The following is a 26,704-nucleotide window of genomic DNA, read 5'->3' as shown; positions in this document are numbered from 1 at the left end:
TTTCGATGAAAAACATGCAACTGTTTGTTAATGATTTAACCGTAATTGATTTCTCTTATTTATGTAGTGAAAGGGGAGTTGTCGGTGAAAGTTGGATAGTTGATGTACTTTTATCTGGTGACTTGAATGCGGAAAGTATGGTACTTGATTTTGGTATTGTTAAAAAACAAATTAAAGCCATTATCGATAACAGTGTTGATCACAAGTTAGTGCTACCAACGTTAAACCCTGATATTTCTATCTCAAAATCAAGTCGAATTAATCATTTATATGTTGATTTCGACTTAAAAGATAACGGTTTATTTTTACAATCGCCAAGTGAAGCATTCGCGCAAATAGAAACTGACTTTATCAATGAGGAAAACGTTACGCGTTACCTTGAACTTGTGATAAAACAACAGCTTCCAGAAAACGTACAAGGTATAGAATTAACTCTAAGACCAGAAAAAGTTCCTGGAAATTCCTATCATTACACCCATGGTTTGAAAAAACATGATGGTAATTGCCAGCGTATAGCACACGGGCATCGTTCTACCATCCACATTTATGAAAATGGTAATCGGAGTAACGATCTTGAGCAAATGTGGTGTAAACGTTGGCAAGATATATATTTAGCAACTCATTCAGATCAAATTCAATTAAACGAAGTTGAACTGTCAGAACATGCAAAAGCTAATTTAAAACCCGATCACCAATACTTTTCCTACTATGCACCACAAGGAAGGTTTGACATTGCGGTACGAAAAGGCACACTAGAGGTGGTAGATTGTGATTCTACAGTAGAACTTTTAGCGGATTATATTGCCAGACAATTAAAGGCAGCTAACAATTCTAATGATTATAGAGTTGTTGCATTTGAAGGTGTAGGTAAAGGAGCAATAGCAAGTGCTTAAGAAGTATTTAGTAGGCAAAGTTGTTTCAGGCTTATTATTAGCCTGTTTGAGTCAATCAATACAAGCAAAGGTATCATTAGAGCTTGATGGTGAAATTACTCAAGGTGGTTTAGTTGTTGGTAAAACAAGTCCCGGCAATGAAGTTTATTATGATAAAGACCCATTAAAAGTCTCACGACATGGTTTGTTTACATTAGGTTTTTCTAGAGATGATGATCAAACACATGAACTGAAGATTATAAAATCTGACGGACAAAAGCTGGTGCAATATTTAACGCCAACCAAGCGTAAATATAATGTACAAAGTATTGAAGGCATTGATAAAAAAATTATGGAGCCAAGTGCTGAAGCTCTGAAACAAATTGCTAAAGACAGTATACAAATTAGAGCTGCCCGTGCGATTTCATCAGACAATATAGATTTTGCTCATGGCTTTAAGGCGCCTGCAACAGGCAGAATTACTGGTGTTTACGGAAGCCAACGTATATACAATGGTGTACCTAAAAATCCTCATTACGGTCTAGATTATGCCGGACCTAAAGGTACTGCGGTAAAATCTCCAGCGGCAGGAGTGATCACACTATGGGCACCAAATATGTTTTATTCTGGTGGCACGTTAATTATCGATCACGGTCACGGGATTACTTCAACATTTTTACACTTAAGCGCAAGCAAAGTTGATGTTGGTGATAAAGTATTGCAAGGTCAGCCAATTGCAGAAATCGGTTCGACAGGGCGCTCAACTGGTCCTCATCTTGACTGGCGAGTAAACTGGCACAATGTAAGACTGGATCCCGCATTGGCATTAACTCTGCCCAATTCACATACATTTAAACCAAAAAAGACTAAAGCGGCTGAATAGCCGCAGCTAGTTAAATTAAAGGGGTCAGCGAAAGTTAAAATTCACTGACCCCTTTATTGTTTTACTTACTTTCAATAAGACGTTTCTTACCTGATTTAGCTCGTTCTAGATGATCAGACTGTACGTACACTCTATCTGTAGTGCCCATGCTCGCATGACCCAATTCATCAGCCATATGTTTCAATGGTCTTGAATCTATGTCCATAGAAGCGCCTGTGTGTCTAAGCCAATGAGTTGTGGCTTCTTTTAATGTTTGTGCTTCATTGCTAAAACCTTCTCTAACCATTTGCTCGTAAGCAAAGTCAAAAGCCTGTTGAACAATGCGTCGTAATTGTCTTGAAGTCATACCGCCAGAGCCTTTAAGCTTATGGATCAAAGGGTCTGTTTCACTGGATAGTGGATACCCTGATAAGCCACGGCATTCACGGTAGCGTTCCAGGTATAAAAGATATGAGTCGGGCACTGATACATCTCTTTGTTTAGAGCCTTTACCAAAGACTTTAAACCAGTGATTTTTGTCTTTATCTTGCCAAAAATGGCCCATAACTGGCGCCCAATTGCTCCGTTCAGACAGCTCGGATATACGTAAATATAGGGTTTTTAGACTGGCAATAATGAATAGGGTGCGTTCATGATCTTCGTTTTCATCAGCCATTTTAGTTGCGCTTTCAAGGATATAATCCCACTGTAAGCTTGATAATCGCTTAACTTCGGTAAAAGAACTGTCTTTTATTAAATAGGGACAATCTTTCTTTACAGATGCAATGGCGTTACCAAATGCATAATCTTCGGTAACTAAATAGTCATAATAGACATTAAGCACTGAGAACGTTGCTTTAAGCGTATCTTGTGAACATTTATAATTAAGCTTCTTTTGTTTATGGTCAATTTTATCCAGGCGTTGAGCTTTAGGGATTTTAATCGCAAACGGCCGCCAGTCAGGGTTCACATCTCGAATACCGTTACGATTATCAAAGCGTCGATATACATTATCAGCAATCCAATAATGTGGAGGCTTATTAATAAAATCAATGTAGGTTTCTAAATCACGGCGCTTTAATTGCACAACAGATTTTTTAGCAATGAGCCAAGACCACAATAAAAACTTTTCAGTTTCACCGCGAAACAAATTATACGTTGCTTCATTGCGGCGTCCTTTAGATTGTAGAAACTCTTTTGTATATCGATAATCTTCTAATGCATCAGGCACAGATTTAACAGAAAGTTCGACAAATGATTTAACGGTTGGGTTGTCATCACAGAATAAAGTGTTTTTATGAATAAGTTGGAAATATCGATGAGAATCGAATAAAGGCTCAGCGTTGAAAACATCTGACATAGTAAAAGCACCGAAGTTATTATTATTGATTAAAACGCCATTTCTTAAATTTAATTAAGTAGCAGCGTTAGAGCCTATGTTAAATAGTTTAAAACCAAATGTCCACTAATTAACATTAACGGACATTTTAATGTAATAAAGATGCCCTTATGAGTCTATATACGCTTCTATGTCTATTTACAATCACTTATATTCCCAAATACAAACCTATCAGTTTTCGTAAACTTCATATATACAGCCACATAAGCGTCGGAATAATTTTCGTAATGAATGTATCATTTGATAATTGCAGCTATACAAAACACAAATCCGAACAACATAAAAATTAATCTAACAAATTTATTACCATCACTTCCTTCAGCTTTAAGGGTGACATACGGTGCGAACATTATACTATTGGTGAAATAAGCCAAAATCCAATGGAAACCGATCATATAAAATAAAGCAGACGCACCCCAATTCACGATTTGCTGACTCTCTGTTAATAGAATTTTTCCAAAAATAAACAATAAAATGCTGAAAAAAATTACAGTTATATTTTGTTTTATAAAATTCATAATATACATAATAAGCTGTTTTATCTATTAAGCTGAGGTTTCCAGTTATGCCAACTTTCTTCAGCTTCGGCATTCAGTTTAAATATGTGACCATCTTCAATTACCGTTGCGTCATTATCTTCCGGCGTCGCAAATGCTATACCGCCGGCTAAAATGGCATCTATGGATGTTGTGTCTACTTTAACGCCTGAAAATAAACCTGCATCGATTTTTATTCCGCTGGCATTATAGAACTTTGTTTTGTTATTAACTAAATGCTTATGTTGATCATCAATATTTATATAAACATAAACACCATCTGAATTTTCATTTAGATTTACGCCTAACACTCTGCCAACTTTTACCTGACGATAATAGACAGGATTATTAATATTAATTGAACCTTTAACATCGCTGGTTAATACGATATTAACTCCAGTTGGTTTTGTCGTTGTTGCCGGCTCACTAATTGAACCTATGAAATTTGTTTCATCTTCACCGTTACCAGGTAAAACGCCAATATAATTACCTGTAAAATAAGCTTTGGCATTGGCAACTCTTGCCACACTAACTTCCGGTTTAACCAACCAGAACTTTGTGTCTGTAGCGCTTAATTGCGGATGACTTTTGCTTAATGTTAGCAATAACTTGGTTTGAGTTAATTCATCGTTAAGGGAAACTGACATAACATGGCCAACAATATGACCCGCATATTGAACGCTAGCGTTCACTTTAATATCAACCACTTCATTAAATACTAAACTTACTTCTTTCCCTGATTGGTTCATCGTGTCAAAGTTTGGATGTAGGATAAATTCGGCCATTTCTGCAGCCAAATCGTCTAAATTTGCTCGTTCGTTATCAAGAGCAATGCCGCCACGAATGATGCTTTGCAAGCTTTCAGTCTGTATGGTCATGCCTGTCATATCTGCATGGGCTCTAATACCGCTACTTTGGTAAAACTGAGAACTGTTACTAACTAAGTATCTAAAACTATCAGCTATAGTTGCAGCCACTTCTATGTGTTTTCCATCAGCACTAAAATTAACAGAATCAACTATACCGATAACCATTTTCTTATGAGAAATTGGCGTGCCCTTTTCAATTGAACCGGCAGTTTTCAACTTAAATACCAGTTGTAAGCCCTCATCTTCAGCAGAAGATGGCGGTGCTTTAGCTAACAGTTTAAAGCTGTTTTTATATTTAGCACTGTTACCAGGTTTAACTTGTATGAATGTTCCTGAGATTAATGCACTGAAACCGGCTAAATTACCACTAGATAATTTAGGCTCAACAATCCAAATTTTTGAATCTTCTTTAAATAATTCTTTATAATCTCGATGATAACCAATAGTTAAGATTGACGACTTTAAGTCGGAACTTGGCTTGATGTCTTTAATCGTACCTATTTGTTTATCCGCAAACATTAATTTAGTAATGCCTGGCGTAAGCTCATATTTATTAGCCGCAATAATCGTTACTAATTCGGTATTTAACGCATCTTCAAAATTTCTGTTTAAATCAAAAGAAGCCCCATTCTTAACCGCTTCGACGTTGTCAAAATCGACAGTATGAAAAGAGACACCACCAATTAACATCGACTGTATAGGAGATGTTTTAACCGTGAAACCTTTTAAAGATCCTGTCACTTCAACACCGCCTTGTTCGAAGAAAACTGATGTTGAATTGATCAAGTGCGCATATTCTTTTTCAATATGAATATGAACGTTAAAGAAACGTTGATTATCAGACAGTTTATGATCCTGGACACTACCTACTTGTAAGTTTTTATAAAACACCGGAGAGCCAAACGATAATGAATCAACACTGTTGGCAACTATGTTAAGGTGCAGGCCTTCTTCAGTATATTTTAAAGCAGGTACTGATGGTAATACATCAAACTCGCGACTAGGCTCACCATCGCCGAGTCTAAAAGATACATAAGTACCACTAAGCAAGCGATCAATGTTAGAAACTCCAGCTAGGCTTATACGTGGTTTTACTAACCAAAATTCCATATTGCTTAATAGATAAGGTTCTAAACGAGGATCAAATAATACGGTAGCTGTTACACCTCCTTTTGCCTGGTTATAGACAAAGTCCTCTATTAAACCAACTTCAACACCTTCAAAAATCACTTTTGTGATCCCAGCTTTTATACCGCTGTTACGAGGAAAATTCATCTTAACGATAATGCCGGACTTTGCTTCATCAAAACCTTCGAATAAAGGGTATTCAGTAAAGTTCTCTACTTTTGTTTTAGTGTCGCCTAACTCTGGTGTATAAAAGGCGATGCCGCCTCCTATAATCGATGATAAAGATTGAGTTCTCAATTTAAATCCAGATAAGTCCCCTGCCATCTCAATACCACTGGCATTCCAAAAGCGAGAATTTAATTTAACCAAATCTTTGTACTGTTCTTCTATTAACAAATGGATTTTTATATGGCTTTTATCGTCAGAAAAATCATACCCATACACTTCACCAACTTTAATTTGTTTAAAATAGATACTGCTCCCATGTGTTATTGAGCCTAGCTCTTTCGCATGAAGGGTAACATGTAACCCTGGCGCATCTTCTGACTTTGGTGGTGGCTCATTTAAAGCGACAAACTCTTTAACAAATGTATTGCCTTCTTCTGGCAAAAGTTCAAAGTAGTTACCCGTTATAACAGTATCGAGACCAGATACACCAGACAAACTAATTTTTGGTTTTACCAACCAAAACAATGTATTTTCAGAAAGATATTTTTTGACGCTGTTATTAACTTCAATAGACACTAATACTGTATTGAGGTCTTCTAAATCTAAAGCTTTTACTAAACCAACTGGAAAACCCTTGTAGCGAACTTCAGTTTTACCCGCAACGATGCCATCAGCACTGTCTGTTTTTACTATGATATCAACACCAGCATCGCTGAAAGATTTAAATAATAACCATAAACCAATTAAAGCAGCCAAAACAGGTAATAACCATATGGATGAAATTGGCGATTTATTTGAAATTACAGCTTGTTCTTCACTCATATTTATTTTTCTTCTGTTAAATTATTAAAAGCATCTTCTTCGTTTTCCTCGTCCCATAACAAGCGAGGATCAAAGCTATTAGCAGCAAATATAGTTAAAATCACCATCAGTCCAAAAGCCGTTGCTCCTGCCCCAGCCACAACTTCAACGACAGCTCCTATTTCAACTAACGCGACCAATAATGCCACGACAAAAACATCAAGCATTGACCAACGACCAAATAATTCGATGTATCTGTACATCTTGGTTCTTTGCTGTTTGGTAAATTTAGATTTATTTTTTAATGAGACTAATAATACAAACAAACCTATGATTTTTGCTAATGGCACAACAAAACTGGCGATAAATACAATGGCTGCAATTGGATACATGCCAAGTTTAAGTAACAAAATTATGCCAGACAAAATTGTATCGGGTTGGCCTTTACCAAAGTACAAAATAGTCATTATAGGATAGGCATTGGCAGGGATAAACGCTATTAGCGAACAAATGGTCAACGCCCAACAGCGCTGTAAAGAGTCATAAATACGCATATGAATCTTGCTATCACACCGTGGGCAATAGTTATCTACTGTTTCTTCAACACGGACTAACAGTTTACAGACATGACATTGTGCCAAACCTTTAGATTTAGCTGTCTGAATGTCATGCACAGTTGTATTTTGATCAGCGCTCATAGTTTAGATCATCCCAGATCATTTGCTTGTCTAACGTGATTTTTAAAGATAAGACACAAAGCATAAAAGCACTGAAACACAACAGTCCTAGATTAAAGGATAAATCAGCCATGTCTTTTAGCTTTATAATAGACACCAAAATGCCTATCAAAAACACTTCTAACATTTCCCAACTATCAACATGATGATAGAACAATAACAATTGTTTATAGAAAGGATGCTGATGTTTATTGTGTTTAAAACCCAAAGTAACAACAAAAGCAGCGGTTAATTTTATTAAAGGAGATAACACGCAAAATAGAAAAATTAAGGTTGCAACAAAGTAAAGCTTGGTTTGCCAAAGTGCCGCTATTCCGGATATTAAACTTGCAGAACTTTCTACTGACAATAATTGCATAGACATTAATGGAAAAAAAACAGCAGGTATAAACAATAAAAGCCCCGTACCACTTATTGCGAGAGTACGGTTAATTGAATCATGTTTTTTATCTAAAATATGATGATGACATCTTGGGCAACTAGCAATCTCCCCTTCATTTATCGAAGTGACTGTTATTAAAGTATCGCACTCATAACAAGCAAATTGCGTTTGATTCAAAGTAGTGTCGCCCCAATAATATGTATTTGAACTTCTATGTATATGATTGTATTAATAAACAGAGATTAGGCAAGCTTTATATGCATATATTTATTTTAATCCACTTGATTTAGCTCAATAAACAAACTGGTTTGTAATCAAGCGATTACAACTTTATGATTTTTCTTAGAAATTTGTAATTTTTACTTATATTTTCTTGCATAGTTTACGTTTTGAACTAATACTTAATATCAAGAGGAATTAAATGAATTCCCTTATAAAAATAATTAGCCTTTAACCTAGGTTTGTATTTGTCTTTAAGGATAATAAAATGAAAAAACTATTAATTACGTCGCTATTATTAGCGTCAACTTCAGCTATGGCTGGTGGCTCTGGTGTTGCAGGTAGCGTGAGTGATGTGCCAGACACTCCAACTGAAGCTAAATCGGGTTGGAAAGCATCTGTTGGTCTAGGTGTGGTGAATGCACCTACATTTGCCGGTGTTGATGACACAGAATCTACAGGCGTACCATTAATAAATGTAAGCTACAACGATACATTTTACTTTGAATACAACAAACTTGGTTGGTGGGCTTGGAAACCAGCTGATACTGGCTTCCGTTTAGGTTTAGTTGCTCAATCACGAAAAGGTTATGACCGCGGCGATGGTCCTTGGACAAGCCATGAAGTTGACGATACCGGTTTAGCTGGTGTTCGTGCTCAATGGAAATCTGGCATGTTCAAATTAGATGCATCTTTATTAGGTTCTTCTGAAGAAGACAGCGGTGGTGAAATGCACATTACTGCGAGCTATACGTTCTTGGCATCAGCTAAAGGTACACTTACTGGTATGGTAAAAGCTGAATCACTATCAGAAGATTCAGTTAATTACTTCTACTATGGCGCAAATGCAAATTCTGGTGACCCAATATTCTCAGGTGGCGAGAGTACAACAAACGTTTCTGTTGGCCTAGTTGGTACATACAACATCGCGCCTAAATGGACATTGATTGGTGCAGTGTTAGCAACATCTTACGGTGATGCAATTGCTGACGCTCCAACAAATCGTGGCGCAGGAATGGAAGATTCAGGTACTACCGCATTATTTGGTGCTACTTACACATTCTAATAGCGTTTATATTAGTTTATATAAAAAGGTCTCAGTAGAGACCTTTTTTTATTTTTACTCAAAAGTAAAGATACAATCCTTGTTTACTTGCCATTCCTTCCTCCCTGACGACCCCCTCCCTTGTCGCCATCCTTGGCACGGAAGGATAAGCACTTCCATGCTACAAATCTAATACCGTCCCTAGTGATTTGCATTACTTCATCCCTGAAGTGAGCCAATCTTATAAACATCCATGTTTAATTGGCATTCCTTCGTCCCTGAAGTAAAAAAAAGAGTACTAATGTGCCCTTCTTCCATGTTTCAAAATTTATTATTCATCAAATAATATATCATGAATGTTTGTTAAATCTTGTTTGCCAGCGATAATCTCTTCTTTTGACAAGCCTGATAATTCATGAGGGAACACTAGCCATTCATCAGAAGAGTGAACATAGTAGTCTGGTACTATATCTACTTTAGAGTTTTGTGGTTTGTACCATGGGCATGCAACTCGAATATCTTTTGGTGTATTTAAACGCATTTGCTCTTTAATTTTATCAATTAATGCTGCAACACTTCGACCTGAATCAAATACGTCATCAACAATTAACAATGAGTCGTCAGCATTGGCATTTTCAATAAGATAATGTAAGCCATGTACTTTAATTTCTTTTGATTGTTGATTGATTCCATAATAAGAAGAAGTACGAACAGCAATATGATCCGTTTCTATTTCCTTATAATCAAAATACTCTTGTACAGCAATACCAATTGGTGCACCACCACGCCAGATACCAATAATAAACTGTGGTTTAAAACCATCTTTATATACTTTATGTGCGACACGAAAAGAGTCCTCTAGAAGCTCTTGTGCGGTAATGAACTTTTTATCCATATTATTAATTCCCATGGATTGATCAATTTGACTGTTATAAGGCAATCAAATGATAGTGAAATAAACAAAAGTTGATTATAACGTAAAAGGGTAAATTTTGAGATTCAAATTTTATTTTTTTGAGATAAATCTTGATCAACAGCTAAAATAAGGTTTTTAATGCTTTCAAATGCTTCTGAATAAAAACTCATATTAATATTTTCAAACGTATCATTAGTAGAATGGTAGTTTTTATGATTTTCACCGGTGACAAACAAATAAGGTATATCGCTTTTATGAAACTCATAATGGTCGCTGGCTTTGTGTAAATTAATATAAGACTTAACTGATGATATCGAGTTATCTTTAAGTCGACTTTTATAGGTAAAGTTTACCTCTGCGGTTTGATTTACTTTTTCTACTAAAGTTTTAAGTTCAGGCCTTTTGCGAGTACCGACAATATATAAATTCTGCTGCTTTGTGCCATATGAGATCATATCTAAGTTTATATTAAAAATAATATCTGACTTTTTGACTGTTGAAGCTGATAAAAATGCCTTCGCTCCATATAAGCCCTCCTCTTCGGCATCAGTAGCTAATAGTACTATAGAATAGTTTGTATCTGTTGAACTCAACCAAGACTTTAAGGTGAGCAATGCTGCTACACCAGAAGCATTATCATCTGCACCATGGTAAATTTTTCCCGATTTTTTTCCAAGATGATCGTAATGAGCTGTAATGACAATATATTTTCTTTCATATAGGCTCCCGGTTTTAATAAAAAGGTGATTAGTGCCCTGTTTATTATTAAACCCATATTTATAGGTAAATACCTCTGTGATTGAATTCGTTAAAGGAGATGTAGATATAAGATGTTGAGCAATATAATTAGACGCTAAAGTATGCCCAACGGTGCCAGGCTCTCGACCAGAAAAACGCGAGGAAGAAAGCTGTTCTAAATGATTGATTAATTGTTTATTATTATCGTTAAAACCATGCCCATTTACACTATATAAATAACAAACAACACCAACAATCAGTAAACTACGTCCTCTAAACATTATAATTTTGAAAGCAAATTGAGTTTGCTTTGATATTTATCTTCTAAGTCTTTGAAATTAGCATAACGTTTGGCTTTCAATAAATAATATTCAGACTGTTTATAGTCACCTAATTTATAGTATGACCTTGCTAAACCAAAATAAAATTCATGCTCTCTATCAGACATCGTTTTAGCTTTTTTATAATGATTAATCGAGAGTTTATAATCACCATTGTAAAATGCCTCTTCACCTAACAATGCGTGATAATAAGGGTTCTTCATACGCGCTTTATGTATGTAACTATAAATTTTCGTGGCTTCCTCGTACTTCTCTTGCTCGGTTACTAAAATAGCCAGATTATTCCAGGCATTATAATTTTTATTATTAAATTTTACTGACGCCAAATATGCTTGTTCTGCGTAATCAGTTAACCCTACCTTTTTATATAGAAGCCCTAGATTACCCCAGACAGGACTGAAATCATGCTCTTGTATTATTGAGGCTTTAAAATAAGCATAGGCTAAAGATAACTCATCATCTACTAACGCTTGAGCACCTTTGTTGTTGTAATACATCGCGGTTACGCGATTCTTAGATATGATATTTTTAGGGAAATGTTTTTTTACTGCATATGGATCAAAGTCTATTGTGGTTTCATTTCTTCCCCAGACAATCTTATATTGGGTTTTGGCATCACCAACAACTTTTAAGTTAACATGCCCTGTCAACATGTTATAGCTGCCCTCTCGGATCCAATATTCAGGGATAATAACTTCTTGAAATTTGATGTCTAAATTTGATTCTCTTGCTAAGGCATAGGCCAAAATGGTTAATGACAAACAATTAGCGGTATTTTGATGAAATGCTTGCTGTGCCGTTAGATTTGCACCGCTTAGATATTGTAATTTTTCAGGCGAGCGATAGAACAGCTTAGTTAATAAAAGTTTAGCTCGAATGAAGGGATCATCTTTTTGCATTAAATGACTATGAACAAAGTCATACATTTCATCGTCTAAGGCGTAAATTTGTTTCTCTGTTTCTATGGTAAACGTTGAATGTTCAGGAAATGCTTCATCGTATAATAAATCACTTGTATCAACATCGACAACATGAGGAGTAGCTTGGTTACTCGAACAACCACTTAATAACAAACACAAACTGATTGTAAAAAATAAGGTGAACTGTTTCGTACTTATCTTCATACTGCCCTCGAGTGAACAAAAACAAATATTTGCTGATAATTTAAGCATAACCAAAGATATAAAAAATGACAGAAAATCCATTGATTAGAAATACTATATTACAATTAATAGGGATTTCAGTTGATTAGTATGGAGTGGATGCAAACTTAAGAAATGTTATTTAAATATGGCGGTTAACTTCAAGGATGAAGTTATGTGGTTTTCACAAGGATGTGATTAAAACCTGGAGATAGGGATTGTATAAATTACTTCCCTATAATTTACCCTATGGACGATCGAGTTCGTGAAAAAATGTTCCATACATTTGTTTGAACTCTTGGGTTGGCTTTGCGATACAAACCCAAATGGGTTAAACGAAAAAACCCCGTACAAAGTACGGGGTTTTATCCTAATATGGCGGTGAGATAGAGATTTGAACTCTAGATGGGCTACAAACCCATGCCGGTTTTCAAGACCGGTGCTTTCGACCACTCAGCCATCTCACCAATGACGCGAATATTAAAGATTGATGGCGCACTTGTAAAGACCTAAATCTAAATATTTTGAATTATTTTAAGAAAACTTGACTGTTTGCAGAAAAAAACATCGAACTCTGTACAAAAAATAAAAAACTCCAAAAAATGGAAGTAAAAGCAGCCTAAAAGAATTGAGCGTACTCAGATAAATAAACTTGTATTAATTACTAATCTACTAGCACACTTGGTGTTCTTTTTGGCATACGAGTTAACGCTTCATAGCCAATCGTGAAAGAACACTTTGCTACTTCATTAACGGGAAGCTCAGGTCCCCACAAAATAACTTTGTCGCCTAACTTAACATCTGTAATATCTGTCACATCAATAGTGATCATATCCATAGATACTCGGCCGGCCAATGGTGCTATTTGACCATTAATCAAGGTAGGTGTACCAGACTTCGCACTTCTAGGATAACCATCCCCATAACCGATAGCAACGGTTGCAATCTTAGTTGTTCTTGATGCTGTCCAGGTCTGATTGTAGCCAACAGATTGACCTGCAGATATCTCTCTTATAGATATTATTGCTGACTTAAGTGTCATCACTGGAATTAAACGTTTTGAAGCCTCGTTCTCTCTTTCAAGAGGTGAATTACCATAAAGCATAAAACCTATACGATTCCAGTCTAAATGGGATTTAGGGTGAGCAAGTAATCCTGCTGAGTTAGCTAAACTGCAAGGAATGTTGTCAGCTTGATCTAAACAGTCTTGAAGGGATGCTTTCGTTTTATCAAAAATCGCCATTTGATTTGCTGTTTCACCACTGCCATGTTCGTCAGCACTGGAAAAATGAGTCGTTAGTACAATGTCATTATTAACATTGTCACTCGCTCTTAATGCTAAATATATCTCATTCACAAACTTAGGCTGTACACCTAAACGGTGCATGCCAGTGTCCACTTTAAGCCAAACTTTAACAGGTTTTGAAATGTTCGCGTTCAATACCCATTCTGCTTGTTGTGAATTATCCACCATAATCCAAAAGTTGTTATTGGCGGCTAATTCAACTTCATCACTACTAAAAATACCTTCTAATAACAGTACGGGTTTCTGTATCCCACCTGCTCTTAGCTCTAATGCTTCTTCAATACAAGCGACACCAAAAGCAGGAACTAACGCTTCTAATATAGACGCGACAACAACGGCGCCATGGCCGTAAGCATTAGCTTTTACCACGGCGAGGTTATTTGAATTAGGCGCTAATTCTTGTGCTACTTGATAGTTGTGACACAGAGCTTTTTTGCTTATTAACGCTTTAGTAGGACGTGACATTAGTAATTATATTTTCCTGAACTAAAAATCGACTGGGCGATTAACCAAACATCGCCAATTTCACCATTACCAACAGCTTTACCGTTAAATTCTATAACAGGAGCTACTTCTTTACTTGAACTGGTTAGCCAAATTTCATCAGCATTTTCAACTTCTTCCATAGTAACTGGACGTTCTTCAACTTTCAATGAGCTTTCTTTTGCAAGCAGGTCTAATAAAATTAAACGAGTGATACCAGGCAGAATTTGATTATCTAATGGCGGAGTTGCAATGACTCCATCTTTAATGACATAGACATTACAAGCACTTGCTTCAGTTAACTCATTATTTGCATTGAATAATAAGGTTTCATTACAACCCTCAGCAAAGCCTTGTTGATAGTGCATGACATTACCTAGTAAAGCTGTCGATTTAATATGACAACGTTTCCAACGTAAGTCTTCTGTTGAGTTAACTTTATAGGTTTTGGTCACTGATTTATCGGCAACATTGGCCGGCGGAATTTCAAACGCGAAAGCATATACTGTAGGTGTTACGTTCTCAGGATAAGCATGTGAGCGCTTAACATCAGCACCACGACTTACATGCAAATAGACACCTAAGTTACCGCCGTCATTTTTTTCGATCAATGTTTCAACAACGTCACGCCATTTTGCTTCGGTCCAACCAAGGTTAATACCGATAAGCCCTAACCCTTCTTGCATGCGGGCTATGTGAGGAGCAAAACCAACCATTTTTCCATTGTATGTTGGGATTACTTCATAAATACCGTCACCAAATAAAAAACCACGATCCATTGGGGAAATTTTTGCCTGATCCATCGGCATAAAAGAATCGTTTAAAAATACAATACTCATACTACTCTCTAATCTTAAATAAATTTTGTTAATTTTCGCAAATTTGAAATGATTTCATGTCCATAAGCAGGAGGGAAACTGTCTTCGGTTAAATTGTTTTCTCGGGTAACGCCATCGACACTACCCCGTTCAGAGATATACTCTAATATTGCAATAGGGTCGACCTTTGCAAGCAAGTCAACATTTGCCCACATTCCTAATAACGCAAGGATCCCATAAGCCCCCCAATTAGAAACATCGGCTATTAACAGCTCATCACATGTTGTAACTGATGGCGTAATATCTAAACTTGAAATAGCTTGTTTAATATTGCCCATACCAATTTCATTACCACCGTCGCCAATGGCTATTGTCGAACATTTAGCTTCATTCAAATAATGATCAAAACAAGCACAATACGTACTTATGTCCTCACCTCGCATATTAAAATAGCCACCTTGCTCAGAAAGGCCAGGTCGTTCAATGGATATAACAGCTTGGGGATTTAAATCAGCTAAAGTTTTGATCGCTTCTTGTTTGGCATTACTGAGATCACCTTCTATCAGTTTATGCACACGAAATTCATTTTCAGTTAAACTTAAAAACGACTCTCCACCGACTAAAATGGGATGTGCTCCCAATTCTTCAAGAGCATTATATAAAGCAATGGCACCTACTGGTCCATCTGTTTCAAATGTATCCGTTACAGGAAATCCGGTTCCGATCAAAATTGTACCAGTTAAACCTTGTAAAGTTTGGGCTGCGCGAAAATAATATCCAGGCGTTAGTGCCGTTTGGACATCCTTCATACCACGAGGGTTTCGAGCGACAAGTAAATCTTCAATATGCTTACTTAACTCAATATCTCTTTCTAGCGATAGGCTTAAATCAGTCAAAATTAATCTCTTTTAAATACTTAATGTAATAGAAGCTCAATAGGCTCAATTGGGTTTAGCTCTATTACTGCTTTTTCTAAATGTAGGATGTTGTGTGCTTCTTCAATTGAAACAGGCTCAAAAGTGACCGTTGCACCTGGCCCGCATTGTGCCAACTTAGCTAAATCTAATGATAAAACCGAACCAATTTTTGGGTAGCCGCCTATAGTTTGTCTATCATTCATCAGTACAATGGGTTGACCATCTGCAGGCACTTGAATTGCTCCTAAACAAATTCCTTCTGATAAAATTCCATCAATCGAAGGTTTTGTTTTAGCACCTTTAAGTCTATATCCCATTCTGTCGCAACTTTCTGATACTGTATATTTACTTGAAAAAAACACCCGTTTTTGCAATTCGGTAAATGCGTTATGTTGATACCCAAGTAAGACTCTCAATGTTACGTCTTTCTTATAAGATGGCGTCTTAACAAGCCTGTTGTGATGAGCAGTATTACTCGCTGAAAAAGGTAGAATCTGCCCTTGCAATACTTTGTCACCATCTACTCCACCAATACCTTCTCTAACCACTGTACTGACACTGTCAAAGGTTGGCTTTATATTAAAACCACCCGATACAGTCAAGTATGCTCTCATTCCTTCACAGGCAAAACCTAACTTTATAATGTCACCTTTATAAACAGATAAAGATTGCCATTGTGGTTTGCTTTTACCATTTACCGTTAGAGGTAATTTAGCACCTGTGACGCAAAAAGTTGTATCAAGTTGTACTTCTAACTCTAAGCCGCCAACAGTCACTTCTAAGCAACTGGTATTGCTTGAGTTTGAGCATAATTTGTTTGCCCAATTAAAAGCATTTGGATCTAACGGGCCTCCGGTTGTCAGGCCGATATTATGACAACCGAAGCGTCCTAAATCTTGAATAAGGGTAAGCATTCCTGGCTTTAACACTTTAAAGCCTAGTGCGTTCGATTCACTCATATCACACCACCTAAAGCAATAAATTTACTGCGACTAACCGCTTTAAACTTTACTGTATCTCCGACTTCTACAGGCATGGTTGGTGTTGCTTTCGGGTCAAACATTCGCTGCGGACAAAGGCCTATAATATTCCATCCGCCAGGTGATTCTGCGGGGTACACAGCAGTTTGTCTGTCTGCAATAGCTACTGCACCGAGTGGAACTTTTAAACGGGGCGTGGCAAGTCTTGGCATTGCAATGCGAGCATCCACCTCACCTAAATAGGCGAAACCAGGTGCAAAACCGATGGCATATACTCGATACTCTGATTGTTGATGTATATCTATGACTTCATCTACGCTTAATTTTGAATGCAGAGCAATACGCTCTAGATCAGCACCAGATTCTGTTGAATAATAAACAGGTAACGTAACGACTTTACCTGTTTCTACGATCGCAGTTGAGCTGTCAGATAATGTTCTATTAATGGTGGATAGCACATAAAAGTTATCCGTTAACAGCGGATCATAAATGATCAGTAACGATGCGTATGAAGGAACAACATCTACTAATACATCAGCAAGAACATTTTGCAGTAGTCTTGATGATTTCTGTACTTGCGCAGATACTTGTGGTGATGCATGTTCAGAAAAATAAATGATTAACGAATTTTCACCCGCGATCTCTATATTCATTTAGATATCCGCTCTCTAACTTCTTGAATAGCATTTATGCCTTCCATGTTGTCACCATGAACACACAATGTATCCGCATGAATAGCCAATGAATTACCACTTACTGTTGTTACTGTTCCGTGAGCACATAGTTGCTCTACCTGGGCGATCATTTTTTCTTTGTTGTGTACGGCGCCAACCTGAGTGCGGGACAATAATTTTCCATCGTCGTCGTAACAACGATCTGCAAACGCTTCGAACCATAATTTAATGCCAAGCTGTTCAGCCTCTTTTTGATGAACTTTATAGGCAGGAGTTGCTTGTAACATTAAGGTGATCGGGTATGGAAACTCTGCAATTGCTTGCATAATTGCACAGCGAACATCAATATTGGCCATCATATCGTTATACAAAGCACCGTGTGGTTTAACATAATCTAACGATAAATTTTGGGCTTTAGCCATACCCCATATTGCCGACATTTGATAATGCATAAAAGCAATAATTTCAGGTTTTGAGCAGTTCATTGAGCGACGTCCAAAACCCACTAGGTCTGGATAGCCGGGATGAGCACCAACCATTACATCGTGTTTTTTTGCTAACGCCAACGTATTTTGCATTACTAAAGGGTCACCAGCGTGGAATCCACAGGCGATATTTGCTTGGTCAATAAACGGCATTACTGCGGCATCCAGTCCCATAGTCCAAGAGCCGTAACTTTCACCTAAATCACAATTTAATAACAACGACATGAATATTCCTTTATATAATTATAAAACAGCTAATTTACTGTTAGGTAAATCGGTTACTAACATACAGCCTGGGCTATGAGTGATACAAAATGGTGGTTTAGCTTGTTCTAATGCTACTTGCGGTGTTACACCACAAGCCCAAAATACCGGTTGTTCACCTGGTTTTATTGTTACTGGATCACCGTAGTCTGTAGAATTAATATCATCTATGCCTATCATACTAGGATCGCCAAAATGAACAGGCGCACCATGAACTGAAGGGAACCTTGTACATATCTGTATTGCTCTTATTGCATCACTTGGATTAAATGGGCGCATACTGACTACCATATTGCCTTTGAATGGCCCGGCTGGTTTGCACTCAATATTTGTTCGATACATAGGTACATTTACTTGTTCGCTTATATTTCTTACATCCAAGCCATCAGCAATAAGACTTTCTTCAAACGAAAATGAACAACCTAAAGCAAAGGTAACAAGATCATCGCGCCAATACGGTGTTATATCGGATACCTCTTCTGTCATCACACCATCTTTGAAAATTCGATAGCTCGGTATATCAGTTCTTAAATCTAAATCTGTTGCTACATCAGGTAAATGTGTATCACCTGGGTTTTCAGAAACACTAATCAATGGGCAAGGTTTCTGATTCAATTGACAAAACTTTAAAAAATCTGCCGCCCAATCTTTTGGCAGCATCACTAAATTACATTGCACAAAGCCATGGCAATATCCGGAAGTGTTAGAATTATGCTCGCCATTTCTGATTTTTTGTCTTAACTGAACCGGGCTAAAGTTTGTACTCATGATATATGGACACTTTTTAAATGATGACTATTAGTACTATTACTCTATATTGCTTTACAGAATATTCATAGTCTAGGCGAAAGGTAGTTTATTATAGTCATTTGAATGAAAATTTGTATGATATGGAAATATTATCAGCGTTTGAAATAGAAAATGAAGGATTTGATATATCAATTTCTTTATTTTTAACTACTACCTTTCTAATCGCGCATATAAAACGTTGACTTTATAGAGCAATTTAACAGCCATAACCTTTATCTATAGCATTGAAAACTCTTTCGAATGTTCTTAGTTGTTAAAATGTTTTAATCTAAATGTAGAAATAATGTTAATCCAAATCCCTATATTAGAGCAAATAAGGTGAAGTCATGAACGAAGTTAAAAATGAAGATAACGATTCAATTTTAGACTTATTGAATAAATACTATTCCCCAAAAGTGATTGATGACAAATTTATGAAACAAAAGTTACAGACGAAACTCTATGAACAACTGGAAGGGTCCTGCGAAGCTTTTGTACTTGGATATAACTAACCCCCTCTTCCCTGGTGGTTAAAAGGATTTAGCCACATTTTATTTTCCCCTGTCATATGAAAAACACCTATTCCTTTTAAAACTAATTGAAGATGCAAAACATCTTCAACCAATTTATATGTATTTAAGCCTATTTATTCGAGATAAACTTACCGGACAATTTGTTTAAATATTGTTCATTCTCAATAACTACATCACCATTAATAATAACGGTATCAACACCTTTAGAATATACATTCCATTTAGCAAAGCTCGCTTGAGGTGAATATTTATCACCATCAAAAATAATAATATCTGCAGTAAAGCCCTGTTGTAATGAACCTCGTTTATGTAAACCTAAAATCTTTGCTGTTTTTGTCGAGCTTCTGGAAATAAACTCACCTACAGTAAGTAATTTTTTGTTACGTACATATTCATTAAATTTTTGTGGAAAGCTGGCAAACTTGCGCGGGTGACCGTTTGTACCATCAGAAGAAGTTACTACCCAAGGTTTAACCATAAAGCGTTCAACATCTTTTGGCGACATATTGAATGAAGCTACTCGTACATCACCTTCTTGAACTAATTGCATTGCCGTTAGCTCTGCAGTTAAATTACGCTGTTCGGCAATTTGTTGTAAATTCAAACCTACTAAATGCTGATCTTTAAAGGCTGTTACAAGTAACGATGTAGGACCACCTCTACGCCTAATGTTTTCTTTAATTTCTCGATAAAGCTGTTCTGCCAATTCAGGATCATTGAGTCGTTGATGAAAAGCAGACTTTGAGTCTGCCATGACCCACTTGGGCATTACTGCACTATGTAATTTGGTACCTGATGCAAGCCACGGATATTGATCGGCAGTGATACTGATGCCGTTTTGTTGTGCTAATTCAATTTTAGCAATGGCCTGTTCACTTTGCCCCCAAACATCTACGCCCAAGGCTTTAATATGAGCTAAGTGCAAATGAATGCTTGCCTTTTCTGCCACTTCAATAGCTTCATCCAAAGAAGATAAAAAACCAATATTGAAGGTACTTTCATCACGCATATGAGTGTCATAAATCCCTTTATATTTGCTGGCGACTTTTGCCAGTGTGATTACTTCTTCTGTATTAGCATAACTGCCAGGAACGTAATATAAACCACTCGATAAACCAACAGCGCCATCTTTCATAGCTTGTTCTACTAATGCGGACATTTCTGTCAGTTCTGCATCTGTAGCAAAGCGTTGCTCTCGTCCCATTACTTGTTGACGAACACTGCCATGTCCAACAAACAACGCAACATTAGTGCCTATACCATTATTTTCAAGTAACTTGGCTGTTCCAGCAATATCAACAGGTCCTTCACCATCGTTACCATTAACAACAGTGGTTACGCCTTGGGTTAAATAATTTAAGTTATGATTCTTATCTTTACTACGTAACTCTTCAAGACTATGTGTATGAGGGTCAATAAAGCCTGGACTAACTATTTTTCCCTTAGCATCAATGACTTTTGTTGCATCAACCTTTACATTACCTGACGGATATAAACCACAAATCACTTGCTTACATACTGCAATATCCAAGTTTTGAGGGTGTAATTTATCACCCGTATAAACAGTCCCATTGGTGATCAGTAAATCGATATCAGCAACATTGTTGGTATCAACATTCTCAGGAGAACACGAAGACAACAAAGTTAAACTAACGGCTAGAAATATCGGACTTCGGTTAAAATTTTTCATATAAAGTTTTTTACCCTACTGTTTATTATGGTCTTTGTCAGACAACATATTACTCATTAATAGATTAGAGGCATTAATGGCTATATCTATAATCTCTTGTCTATCGGTGTTATCACCCATTTCATAAGTAATGGCATGTACACCAAATTTATCTGAAAAATATTGTTTTGAAACACCCAAATCAGGATTGTTACCAGGTTTTAATACCACTTCTACATCTGGCATTTTTTTGTCTAAGTCACCTAACCAATGACGTACAAAGTAAGCATTTTCAACACCATAATCAACCGGCATTGTATAAAACACATTACTTCTAGTGGAATGAAAATCGACGGCAAATTTGATTTTTTGGTTATTCTCTACCAGCTGTTCTAAATAGGCATTTATTTGACGAGTTTCAACTTGATTAAAATCATTCCAGTCACGATTTAAATCATAACCATTGGCATTATGACGCCAATTACCGGCTTGTACGCCATCTGGATTAATATTAGGAATAACTAATATATTATATTTTTCACGAAATGAAGATGCTAAATCACTGTTCGAAAGTAGCGTTTCAACGAAGGGGAAAAGAGCCAATGCGCCTGTTATTTCGGGCGGATGTTGACGGCCTAAAATGACTAGCCATTCATTACTACTGCCTTTACTTTCTATTTTATAAATTGGTCGACCTTGAGTAGACTCACCCAGTAAGTCATAACTAATTGATGATTGCTCTAATAGTTGCTGAGCCCAATCATCATAGTATTCGTTGTTAATAATTTCCTGACCAGCAATATATATAGCTTCATTTGATGCTTCTATATTCATAACCAAGCGTTGACCATTTAATTTGTAGGGTTGTAATTGCCAAGTTTTACCATTTTTACTGATTTTAGGCGGATACCTATGTTCATCACCTTTAACAACCATAGTAACTTTGATCGATGCAGGTTGTTTTGCTTGAACTTTAAATGCATACCAAGGACTAGAGTTGATCGGCGTTTTGGCTTTATTTATTTCTGGTTTTAAAGTTATAAAGTACTCGTTTTCAGCAATTCGTTTACAGCTATCCATTCGACCGGTCGCAAAGTTAGTGGTTAATGTAACATTGCCAGTATTACACGCTTGCGCATTATCACTGTTACTTGATGTGCATGAGAAAAGTAATGCAGTTGAAAATAATAATGAGCAAGTAAATAATAAATTTTTCATAATTTTATCTTTATTAATTTATTGGAGAAAAATATGGCCCGACTAGATTAACGAGCCGAGCCACATTGAGTTTAGATAATTTCAATAAGTGTTAAGCAGTATTTAAAACTCTTTGCTTAAACTTAATTGGAAGTATCTGCCACGGTTTGAGTGAAGTCCACCGAAATAACCATGTGCTAATTCATCAGCTAATGGTGGTTCTTCATCTTCAATGTTACGAGCAGTTAATCTAATTTTACTGTCTTTTAGGAAACCTTCATTAGCAAAACGATATTCACCATATAAGTTAATGGTTGTAAAACTATCAACTGGTAAGTCATAAATGGTGTCATCACCTTCTACTGTTGCGGTAGCACTGGTGTCAAATACTTCGCTAATATAATTTGCACTAATACCTGCGCCCCATTGATTTAAATCCCAATCAAGTGCAACTCGTGCGCGCCATTCAGGTCGACCATTTTCTTTAATTAAATCACCAGCACCTGCAACATTTCTATCAGCTGGAACTGACGGGTCGCCGGCTTCTTGGGCATCTAGTAGCATTTGTGAAATTGGATCTGCTTCTTGATCAAACTTAGTTAATTTAGCCGCATTTAACGTAAAGCCCCAATCACCGAAAGACGTATCAATATCATACACAACACTTACATCATAACCTTCGATATTACGTACACCCAAGTTCATGTAATCATTGTTTATTTGAATCACTTCACCAGTATCAGGGTCGCGAATAACTGCTTCATTACTAGAGCCTTGACTACGTAATAAAGAATCATAAAGTAAGTGTGAAGAGCCCGGAAGGATACCTACTAATTTTTCTTGCTCTATAGTCCAGGTATCAAACGTAATGGTTAAATCATCACCAGGTTGTAACACGATACCAAATGAAGTATTCACATCATCTTCAGGCTCTAAATCAGTTGTACCGCTGCGAATATCTACAATTGCATATGAATCATCAAGTACAGGGTCATACAAGTTATTACTACGAGGAACACCTTCTGCACTTACTTGCGGAAGACCTGGAGCTCGGAAACCTTCAGAATATGATGCCCTAAAGCTTAACCAAGGTGCAGCTTCCCAAAATAGAGCTACTTTTGGTTTAAGAGCATCGCCTACATCTGAGTAATCTTCGTAGCGAGCAGCAAGTTGTAACTCTACATACTGGTCACCAAATTCAAGTAATGGTACTAAAAACTCTGCGTAAGCTGCAAAGATATCACGATCAGCGTCTGAATCAGGCGTTGGACTAGAGCCTAATACATCACTTCCTGAAAGCTCTTCGCCAGTAATTGCATCTACAAATGGATTACTTCCATCTAACAATGAATCACGATCATCTTCAAACGTTTCATGGCGAAATTCAACACCCGCTGCAACACCTACTGTACCGGCAGGTAATTCAAAAATATCACCATTACTCACTTTAAAATCTACTTGTGCCAAACTTGTTTTTGAATCTCGTGAAACGTTAACCATAAATTGGTCAATAACACTTGCTGGATTTAACGTGGAGTCACCTGTATTCCAGTTATTTAAATCACCACCGGTAAATAAATCATATGCTAAAGCAGGATCAGTACTATTAATGGCTGCTTGAAACTTACTGGCCTGAATACGATTAGCGACATCATTAGTTTCAGCTTCGGTATAAAACACAGCAGATTCCCAGTCCCAATCGCCCCACATACCTCTTAAACCACCAAGAATACGATAACTGGTATCGTCCACTTCGATGTTACGAGGTCCACTATCAATAGCTCTATAGCGGCGTAACGTTACTTCTTCACCAAATGGATTGTAAGCAGCATCAGCAGATACTTGAAAACGTTGTGCTGTTAAATTATGAGTTTGTTCACGTGTACGCTCTGCTGTTGCGCTGTAATAAATAGCTTCAGAGAAAAACTCTAAATCATCGCTTAATTCATGAGTGAAATAACCATAAAAGTTTAAACGGTCAACATCAGATGATAATGAACGTGTTGTACCACGATCAAAACGAAGGTCACGAGAAATACTACCTCCATCAGCACAAACACCACCAGCTAAATTAACTTCACAACCCGACATGGTATCAGGTTGAATATGGAATCTGCCAAGCGAATCAGATTGAAACTCACCCCAAGGTGTTGATGTTGTACGGTTATCTAATTGTGTGTCACCAACAAACTTTTCTGGTAAACCAGGGTATTCACGTAAGTCATGGCTTGCTGAATAAGGTCTTTCGCTTGCCATCATGCCATTACGTTGATAAAAGTTAAATGATGCAGTTAGGTGAGATTTACTTTCATTAAAGTCAAATCCTGTAAGGTAGTTAAACGTTGTTTCATCAAGTTCAGTACCCTCAGAAACACCATGAGTTAAACTTACTTTATTACCAACGTAATCACTGTTTAATGCATAGTTAACTACACCTGCAACAGCATCTGAACCATAAATAGCCGCAGCGCCATCTCTTAGTATTTCTAAAGAACGTAAACCTGCAACTGGTAAAGTGTTTGAGTTAACGGTAGAAACAGGCACAAAGTTTTCTGATTGTGTACCTGGATGAGTTACCAGGCGGCGTCCATTTAATAACGTAAGAGTATTACCCGTACCTATACCACGTAAATTAATTGAAGAAACATCTCCTCGTGCATCATTTACACCACCGTTACCGGTAGCTGCACCAAAATTTACTGCGCCAATTTGTGGAATACTTCTTAATAATTCATCACCTGTTGACACACCTAGGTTTTCAATGTCTTTTGCAGACAAAGTCGTAACCGGCATAGCTTCAACATCAGTACCGCGTTTGATATGTGAACCTACAACAAGAATTTGTTCAATATCTGCATCATCAGATTCGGCTTCTTGTGCATACACAAACTGTGATGACATTGCAGCTAAGATACACAAACTTAAATGCTTACGTTTTAAATTTGCCATAGTCTTCGTTTTCATTTTATTCACCTTATTTCCCAGTTAATCGTTTATTTTTTTAATTTAGTAAGTTGCTACTAAATTTATATTTCGATTTTGTTTTCAATTGGTTTACGTTTAATTAACACCTAGTAACCATGAATAAAAAACGTAACAAATACCAATGACTGTTGATTGTAAATCCATAACCAAAGGTTATGGATTAAGGTTGAATAGCTTAAATACAAGGTGTTAAATAGATGTTATGTTACTGAAAAAATAGCACAATTTAAAAATATTGCACAAAACTGGGTGCAACATTAAAACTATTAATTTGCACTCTACAGATGTTCTGATTAACTTAACTATGATAATGAAAGCATAAAATACTGGCTTTATTATAAGCTTTTGAATCAAAAATTAGATGTTTTACTGTAGTGATATGTATAAATTCACTAAAGAGAGAAATGTATGCGACTACGTCATATCGAAATATTTCATGCCATATACACTACTGGCTCAATTACTAATGCGGCAAACATGTTGCACGTGTCCCAACCATCGGTAAGTAAGGTGTTAGCCCATGCAGAACTGCAGTTAGGTTTTAATCTATTTAAGCGCATTAAGGGGCGGTTAATTCCTACCGATGAAGCAGAAATGCTTTATACCGAAGTAGATAAAATATATAAACAAATTTTAGCGTTAAAAAATACAACGGATAATATCAAGAAGTTGGAGTTTGGCCGTATAAATCTAGGTATCAGCCCTGCCCTAGGTTTTGATGTTACACCTATAAGTATTGCTAAATATCATCAAAAATTTTCAAATGTAGAATTTAATATCACCACAATTCATAACGATTCAGTGCAGCAAGCTTTGATGGAACACAAATGCGATTTAGCTGTGTTATTTGCACCTGAAGACATGCCAGGAGTAAAAGCAATCGACTTGACTACATCAGAATTAGTTATTGTTTATCCAAAAAAATTATTCCCGCATTGTCCAGATAAACTTAAACTGAGTGAAGTTGCCGATGTTGAGTTCATCGATATTACTAGCAGTGGTCCACTGGGTGATATTGCTTGGAAAAGATTGCTGGAAGAAAAGGTTGCGCCAAAATCTTTAATTAAAGTACAAACCTATTTTATTGCCGCGAGATTAGTTGCCCAAGGATTGGGAATATGTATTGTCGATAAGTTTACTGCAGAAAATAACTTAACTGAGGATATTGCCATTGCTTCGTTTGATCCACTTTTAAATGTGTCGATTAAAGGGTTACATTTAGAAAACAAAGGCTTGCCTAAAGTAGTACAAGAATACATTCCTTATTTGACCGAAGTATTTGCCAGCAAAAAATAATTAATACCCGTTCGCGTAATGATGTGAACAATTGAGAATGATATAGAAAGCTTTAGAACAACTGAAATTTTAAATAGATAGTTATTCATATCTTTTTAAAATTTCAGGACGTTATCAAGCTTTATCTACTTTACCGAAGGGTAACTCATATGT

At 36.6% G+C, this 26,704-nt stretch carries 22 protein-coding genes and 1 tRNA gene; 5 read left to right on the top strand and 18 right to left on the bottom strand.

Features of this window, described 5'->3' with window-relative positions; all coding sequences use genetic code 11:
* The first annotated feature begins 14 nt into the window (after positions 1-14).
* Positions 15-893 (top strand): 6-carboxytetrahydropterin synthase, encoded by an 879-nt coding sequence (locus RI845_RS09455; protein WP_348389524.1) that lies wholly within the window; start codon positions 15-17, stop codon positions 891-893.
* Positions 886-1,755, top strand: a complete 870-nt coding sequence (locus RI845_RS09450) for a M23 family metallopeptidase (protein WP_348385944.1) — start codon at positions 886-888, stop codon at positions 1,753-1,755. Before RI845_RS09455 ends, RI845_RS09450 begins: the two co-directional genes overlap by 8 nt.
* 61 nt (positions 1,756-1,816) lie before the next feature.
* Here the strand turns inward: RI845_RS09450 and RI845_RS09445 are convergent, their stop codons facing one another.
* The 4 genes from RI845_RS09445 to RI845_RS09430 form a co-directional block, all read right to left on the bottom strand.
* Positions 1,817-3,094, bottom strand: a complete 1,278-nt coding sequence (locus tag RI845_RS09445; RefSeq protein ID WP_348385943.1) for a tyrosine-type recombinase/integrase — start codon at positions 3,092-3,094, stop codon at positions 1,817-1,819.
* 577 nt (positions 3,095-3,671) lie between these two features.
* The gene (locus RI845_RS09440) at positions 3,672-6,656 is read right to left on the bottom strand and encodes a PqiB family protein (RefSeq protein ID WP_348385942.1); all 2,985 of its coding nucleotides are present in this window, start codon (positions 6,654-6,656) and stop codon (positions 3,672-3,674) included.
* Between the two features lie 2 nt (positions 6,657-6,658).
* Positions 6,659-7,333 carry a paraquat-inducible protein A gene (locus RI845_RS09435; protein WP_348385941.1) on the bottom strand — a complete coding sequence of 225 codons (675 nt, stop codon included), beginning with the start codon at positions 7,331-7,333 and terminating at the stop codon, positions 6,659-6,661.
* Positions 7,323-7,931, bottom strand: a complete 609-nt coding sequence (locus RI845_RS09430) for a paraquat-inducible protein A (RefSeq protein ID WP_348385940.1) — start codon at positions 7,929-7,931, stop codon at positions 7,323-7,325. The genes RI845_RS09435 and RI845_RS09430 overlap by 11 nt, the downstream gene beginning before the upstream one ends.
* A 310-nt stretch (positions 7,932-8,241) precedes the next feature.
* On the opposite strand from RI845_RS09430, the gene RI845_RS09425 reads away from it, so the two are divergent.
* Positions 8,242-9,039: a MipA/OmpV family protein gene (locus RI845_RS09425; RefSeq protein ID WP_348385939.1), complete on the top strand. Its 798-nt coding sequence runs from the start codon at positions 8,242-8,244 to the stop codon at positions 9,037-9,039.
* Between the two features lie 310 nt (positions 9,040-9,349).
* Here RI845_RS09425 and RI845_RS09420 read toward each other — a convergent pair whose 3' ends face one another.
* From RI845_RS09420 to RI845_RS09370, 11 genes are all read right to left on the bottom strand, one after another.
* On the bottom strand, positions 9,350-9,913 hold the full coding sequence (locus tag RI845_RS09420) for a phosphoribosyltransferase (RefSeq protein WP_348385938.1): 564 nt from the start codon (positions 9,911-9,913) through the stop codon (positions 9,350-9,352).
* 104 nt (positions 9,914-10,017) lie between these two features.
* Entirely contained in the window at positions 10,018-10,953 is a 936-nt protein-coding gene (locus tag RI845_RS09415; RefSeq protein WP_348385937.1) for a M28 family peptidase, read from the bottom strand.
* Positions 10,953-12,137 carry a tetratricopeptide repeat protein gene (locus RI845_RS09410; RefSeq protein ID WP_348389481.1) on the bottom strand — a complete coding sequence of 395 codons (1,185 nt, stop codon included), beginning with the start codon at positions 12,135-12,137 and terminating at the stop codon, positions 10,953-10,955. Before RI845_RS09410 ends, RI845_RS09415 begins: the two co-directional genes overlap by 1 nt.
* Before the next feature lie 394 nt (positions 12,138-12,531).
* Positions 12,532-12,622, bottom strand: a tRNA-Ser gene (locus tag RI845_RS09405).
* A 197-nt stretch (positions 12,623-12,819) separates the two neighbouring features.
* Complete coding sequence (gene alr, locus RI845_RS09400; RefSeq protein WP_348389480.1) at positions 12,820-13,926, bottom strand: alanine racemase; 1,107 nt, start codon at positions 13,924-13,926, stop codon at positions 12,820-12,822.
* Positions 13,926-14,783, bottom strand: a complete 858-nt coding sequence (locus RI845_RS09395) for an aminotransferase class IV (protein WP_348389479.1) — start codon at positions 14,781-14,783, stop codon at positions 13,926-13,928. The genes alr and RI845_RS09395 overlap by 1 nt, the downstream gene beginning before the upstream one ends.
* 14 nt (positions 14,784-14,797) lie before the next feature.
* Positions 14,798-15,658, bottom strand: coding sequence for a glutamate cyclase domain-containing protein (locus RI845_RS09390; protein ID WP_348389478.1), 861 nt, complete (start codon positions 15,656-15,658; stop codon positions 14,798-14,800).
* Between the two features lie 20 nt (positions 15,659-15,678).
* Entirely contained in the window at positions 15,679-16,638 is a 960-nt protein-coding gene (locus RI845_RS09385) for a 5-oxoprolinase subunit C family protein (RefSeq protein WP_348389477.1), read from the bottom strand.
* The gene (gene pxpB, locus RI845_RS09380; RefSeq protein ID WP_348389476.1) at positions 16,635-17,312 is read right to left on the bottom strand and encodes a 5-oxoprolinase subunit PxpB; all 678 of its coding nucleotides are present in this window, start codon (positions 17,310-17,312) and stop codon (positions 16,635-16,637) included. The genes RI845_RS09385 and pxpB overlap by 4 nt, the downstream gene beginning before the upstream one ends.
* A complete protein-coding gene (locus tag RI845_RS09375; RefSeq protein WP_348389475.1) occupies positions 17,309-18,043 on the bottom strand; it encodes a 5-oxoprolinase subunit PxpA in 735 nt (244 codons plus the stop codon). Before RI845_RS09375 ends, pxpB begins: the two co-directional genes overlap by 4 nt.
* 18 nt (positions 18,044-18,061) lie before the next feature.
* The gene (locus RI845_RS09370; protein ID WP_348389474.1) at positions 18,062-18,850 is read right to left on the bottom strand and encodes a putative hydro-lyase; all 789 of its coding nucleotides are present in this window, start codon (positions 18,848-18,850) and stop codon (positions 18,062-18,064) included.
* Positions 18,851-19,218: 368 nt separating this feature from the next.
* On the opposite strand from RI845_RS09370, the gene RI845_RS09365 reads away from it, so the two are divergent.
* A complete protein-coding gene (locus RI845_RS09365; RefSeq protein ID WP_348389473.1) occupies positions 19,219-19,383 on the top strand; it encodes a hypothetical protein in 165 nt (54 codons plus the stop codon).
* Positions 19,384-19,513: 130 nt separating this feature from the next.
* Here the strand turns inward: RI845_RS09365 and RI845_RS09360 are convergent, their stop codons facing one another.
* From RI845_RS09360 to RI845_RS09350, 3 genes are all read right to left on the bottom strand, one after another.
* Positions 19,514-21,094, bottom strand: coding sequence for an N-acyl-D-amino-acid deacylase family protein (locus tag RI845_RS09360; protein ID WP_348389472.1), 1,581 nt, complete (start codon positions 21,092-21,094; stop codon positions 19,514-19,516).
* Between the two features lie 15 nt (positions 21,095-21,109).
* On the bottom strand, positions 21,110-22,291 hold the full coding sequence (locus RI845_RS09355) for a M14 family metallopeptidase (RefSeq protein WP_348389471.1): 1,182 nt from the start codon (positions 22,289-22,291) through the stop codon (positions 21,110-21,112).
* 102 nt (positions 22,292-22,393) lie between these two features.
* Positions 22,394-25,234: a TonB-dependent receptor domain-containing protein gene (locus RI845_RS09350; protein WP_348389470.1), complete on the bottom strand. Its 2,841-nt coding sequence runs from the start codon at positions 25,232-25,234 to the stop codon at positions 22,394-22,396.
* Between the two features lie 429 nt (positions 25,235-25,663).
* On the opposite strand from RI845_RS09350, the gene RI845_RS09345 reads away from it, so the two are divergent.
* Positions 25,664-26,551 carry a LysR family transcriptional regulator gene (locus RI845_RS09345; protein WP_348389469.1) on the top strand — a complete coding sequence of 296 codons (888 nt, stop codon included), beginning with the start codon at positions 25,664-25,666 and terminating at the stop codon, positions 26,549-26,551.
* Positions 26,552-26,704 lie beyond the last annotated feature (153 nt).

The organism is Thalassotalea nanhaiensis, assembly GCF_031583575.1.
In the GTDB taxonomy this organism is placed as follows: Bacteria; Pseudomonadota; Gammaproteobacteria; order Enterobacterales; family Alteromonadaceae; genus Thalassotalea_A; species Thalassotalea_A nanhaiensis.
This window is presented reverse-complemented; position numbering and strand designations above follow the sequence as displayed.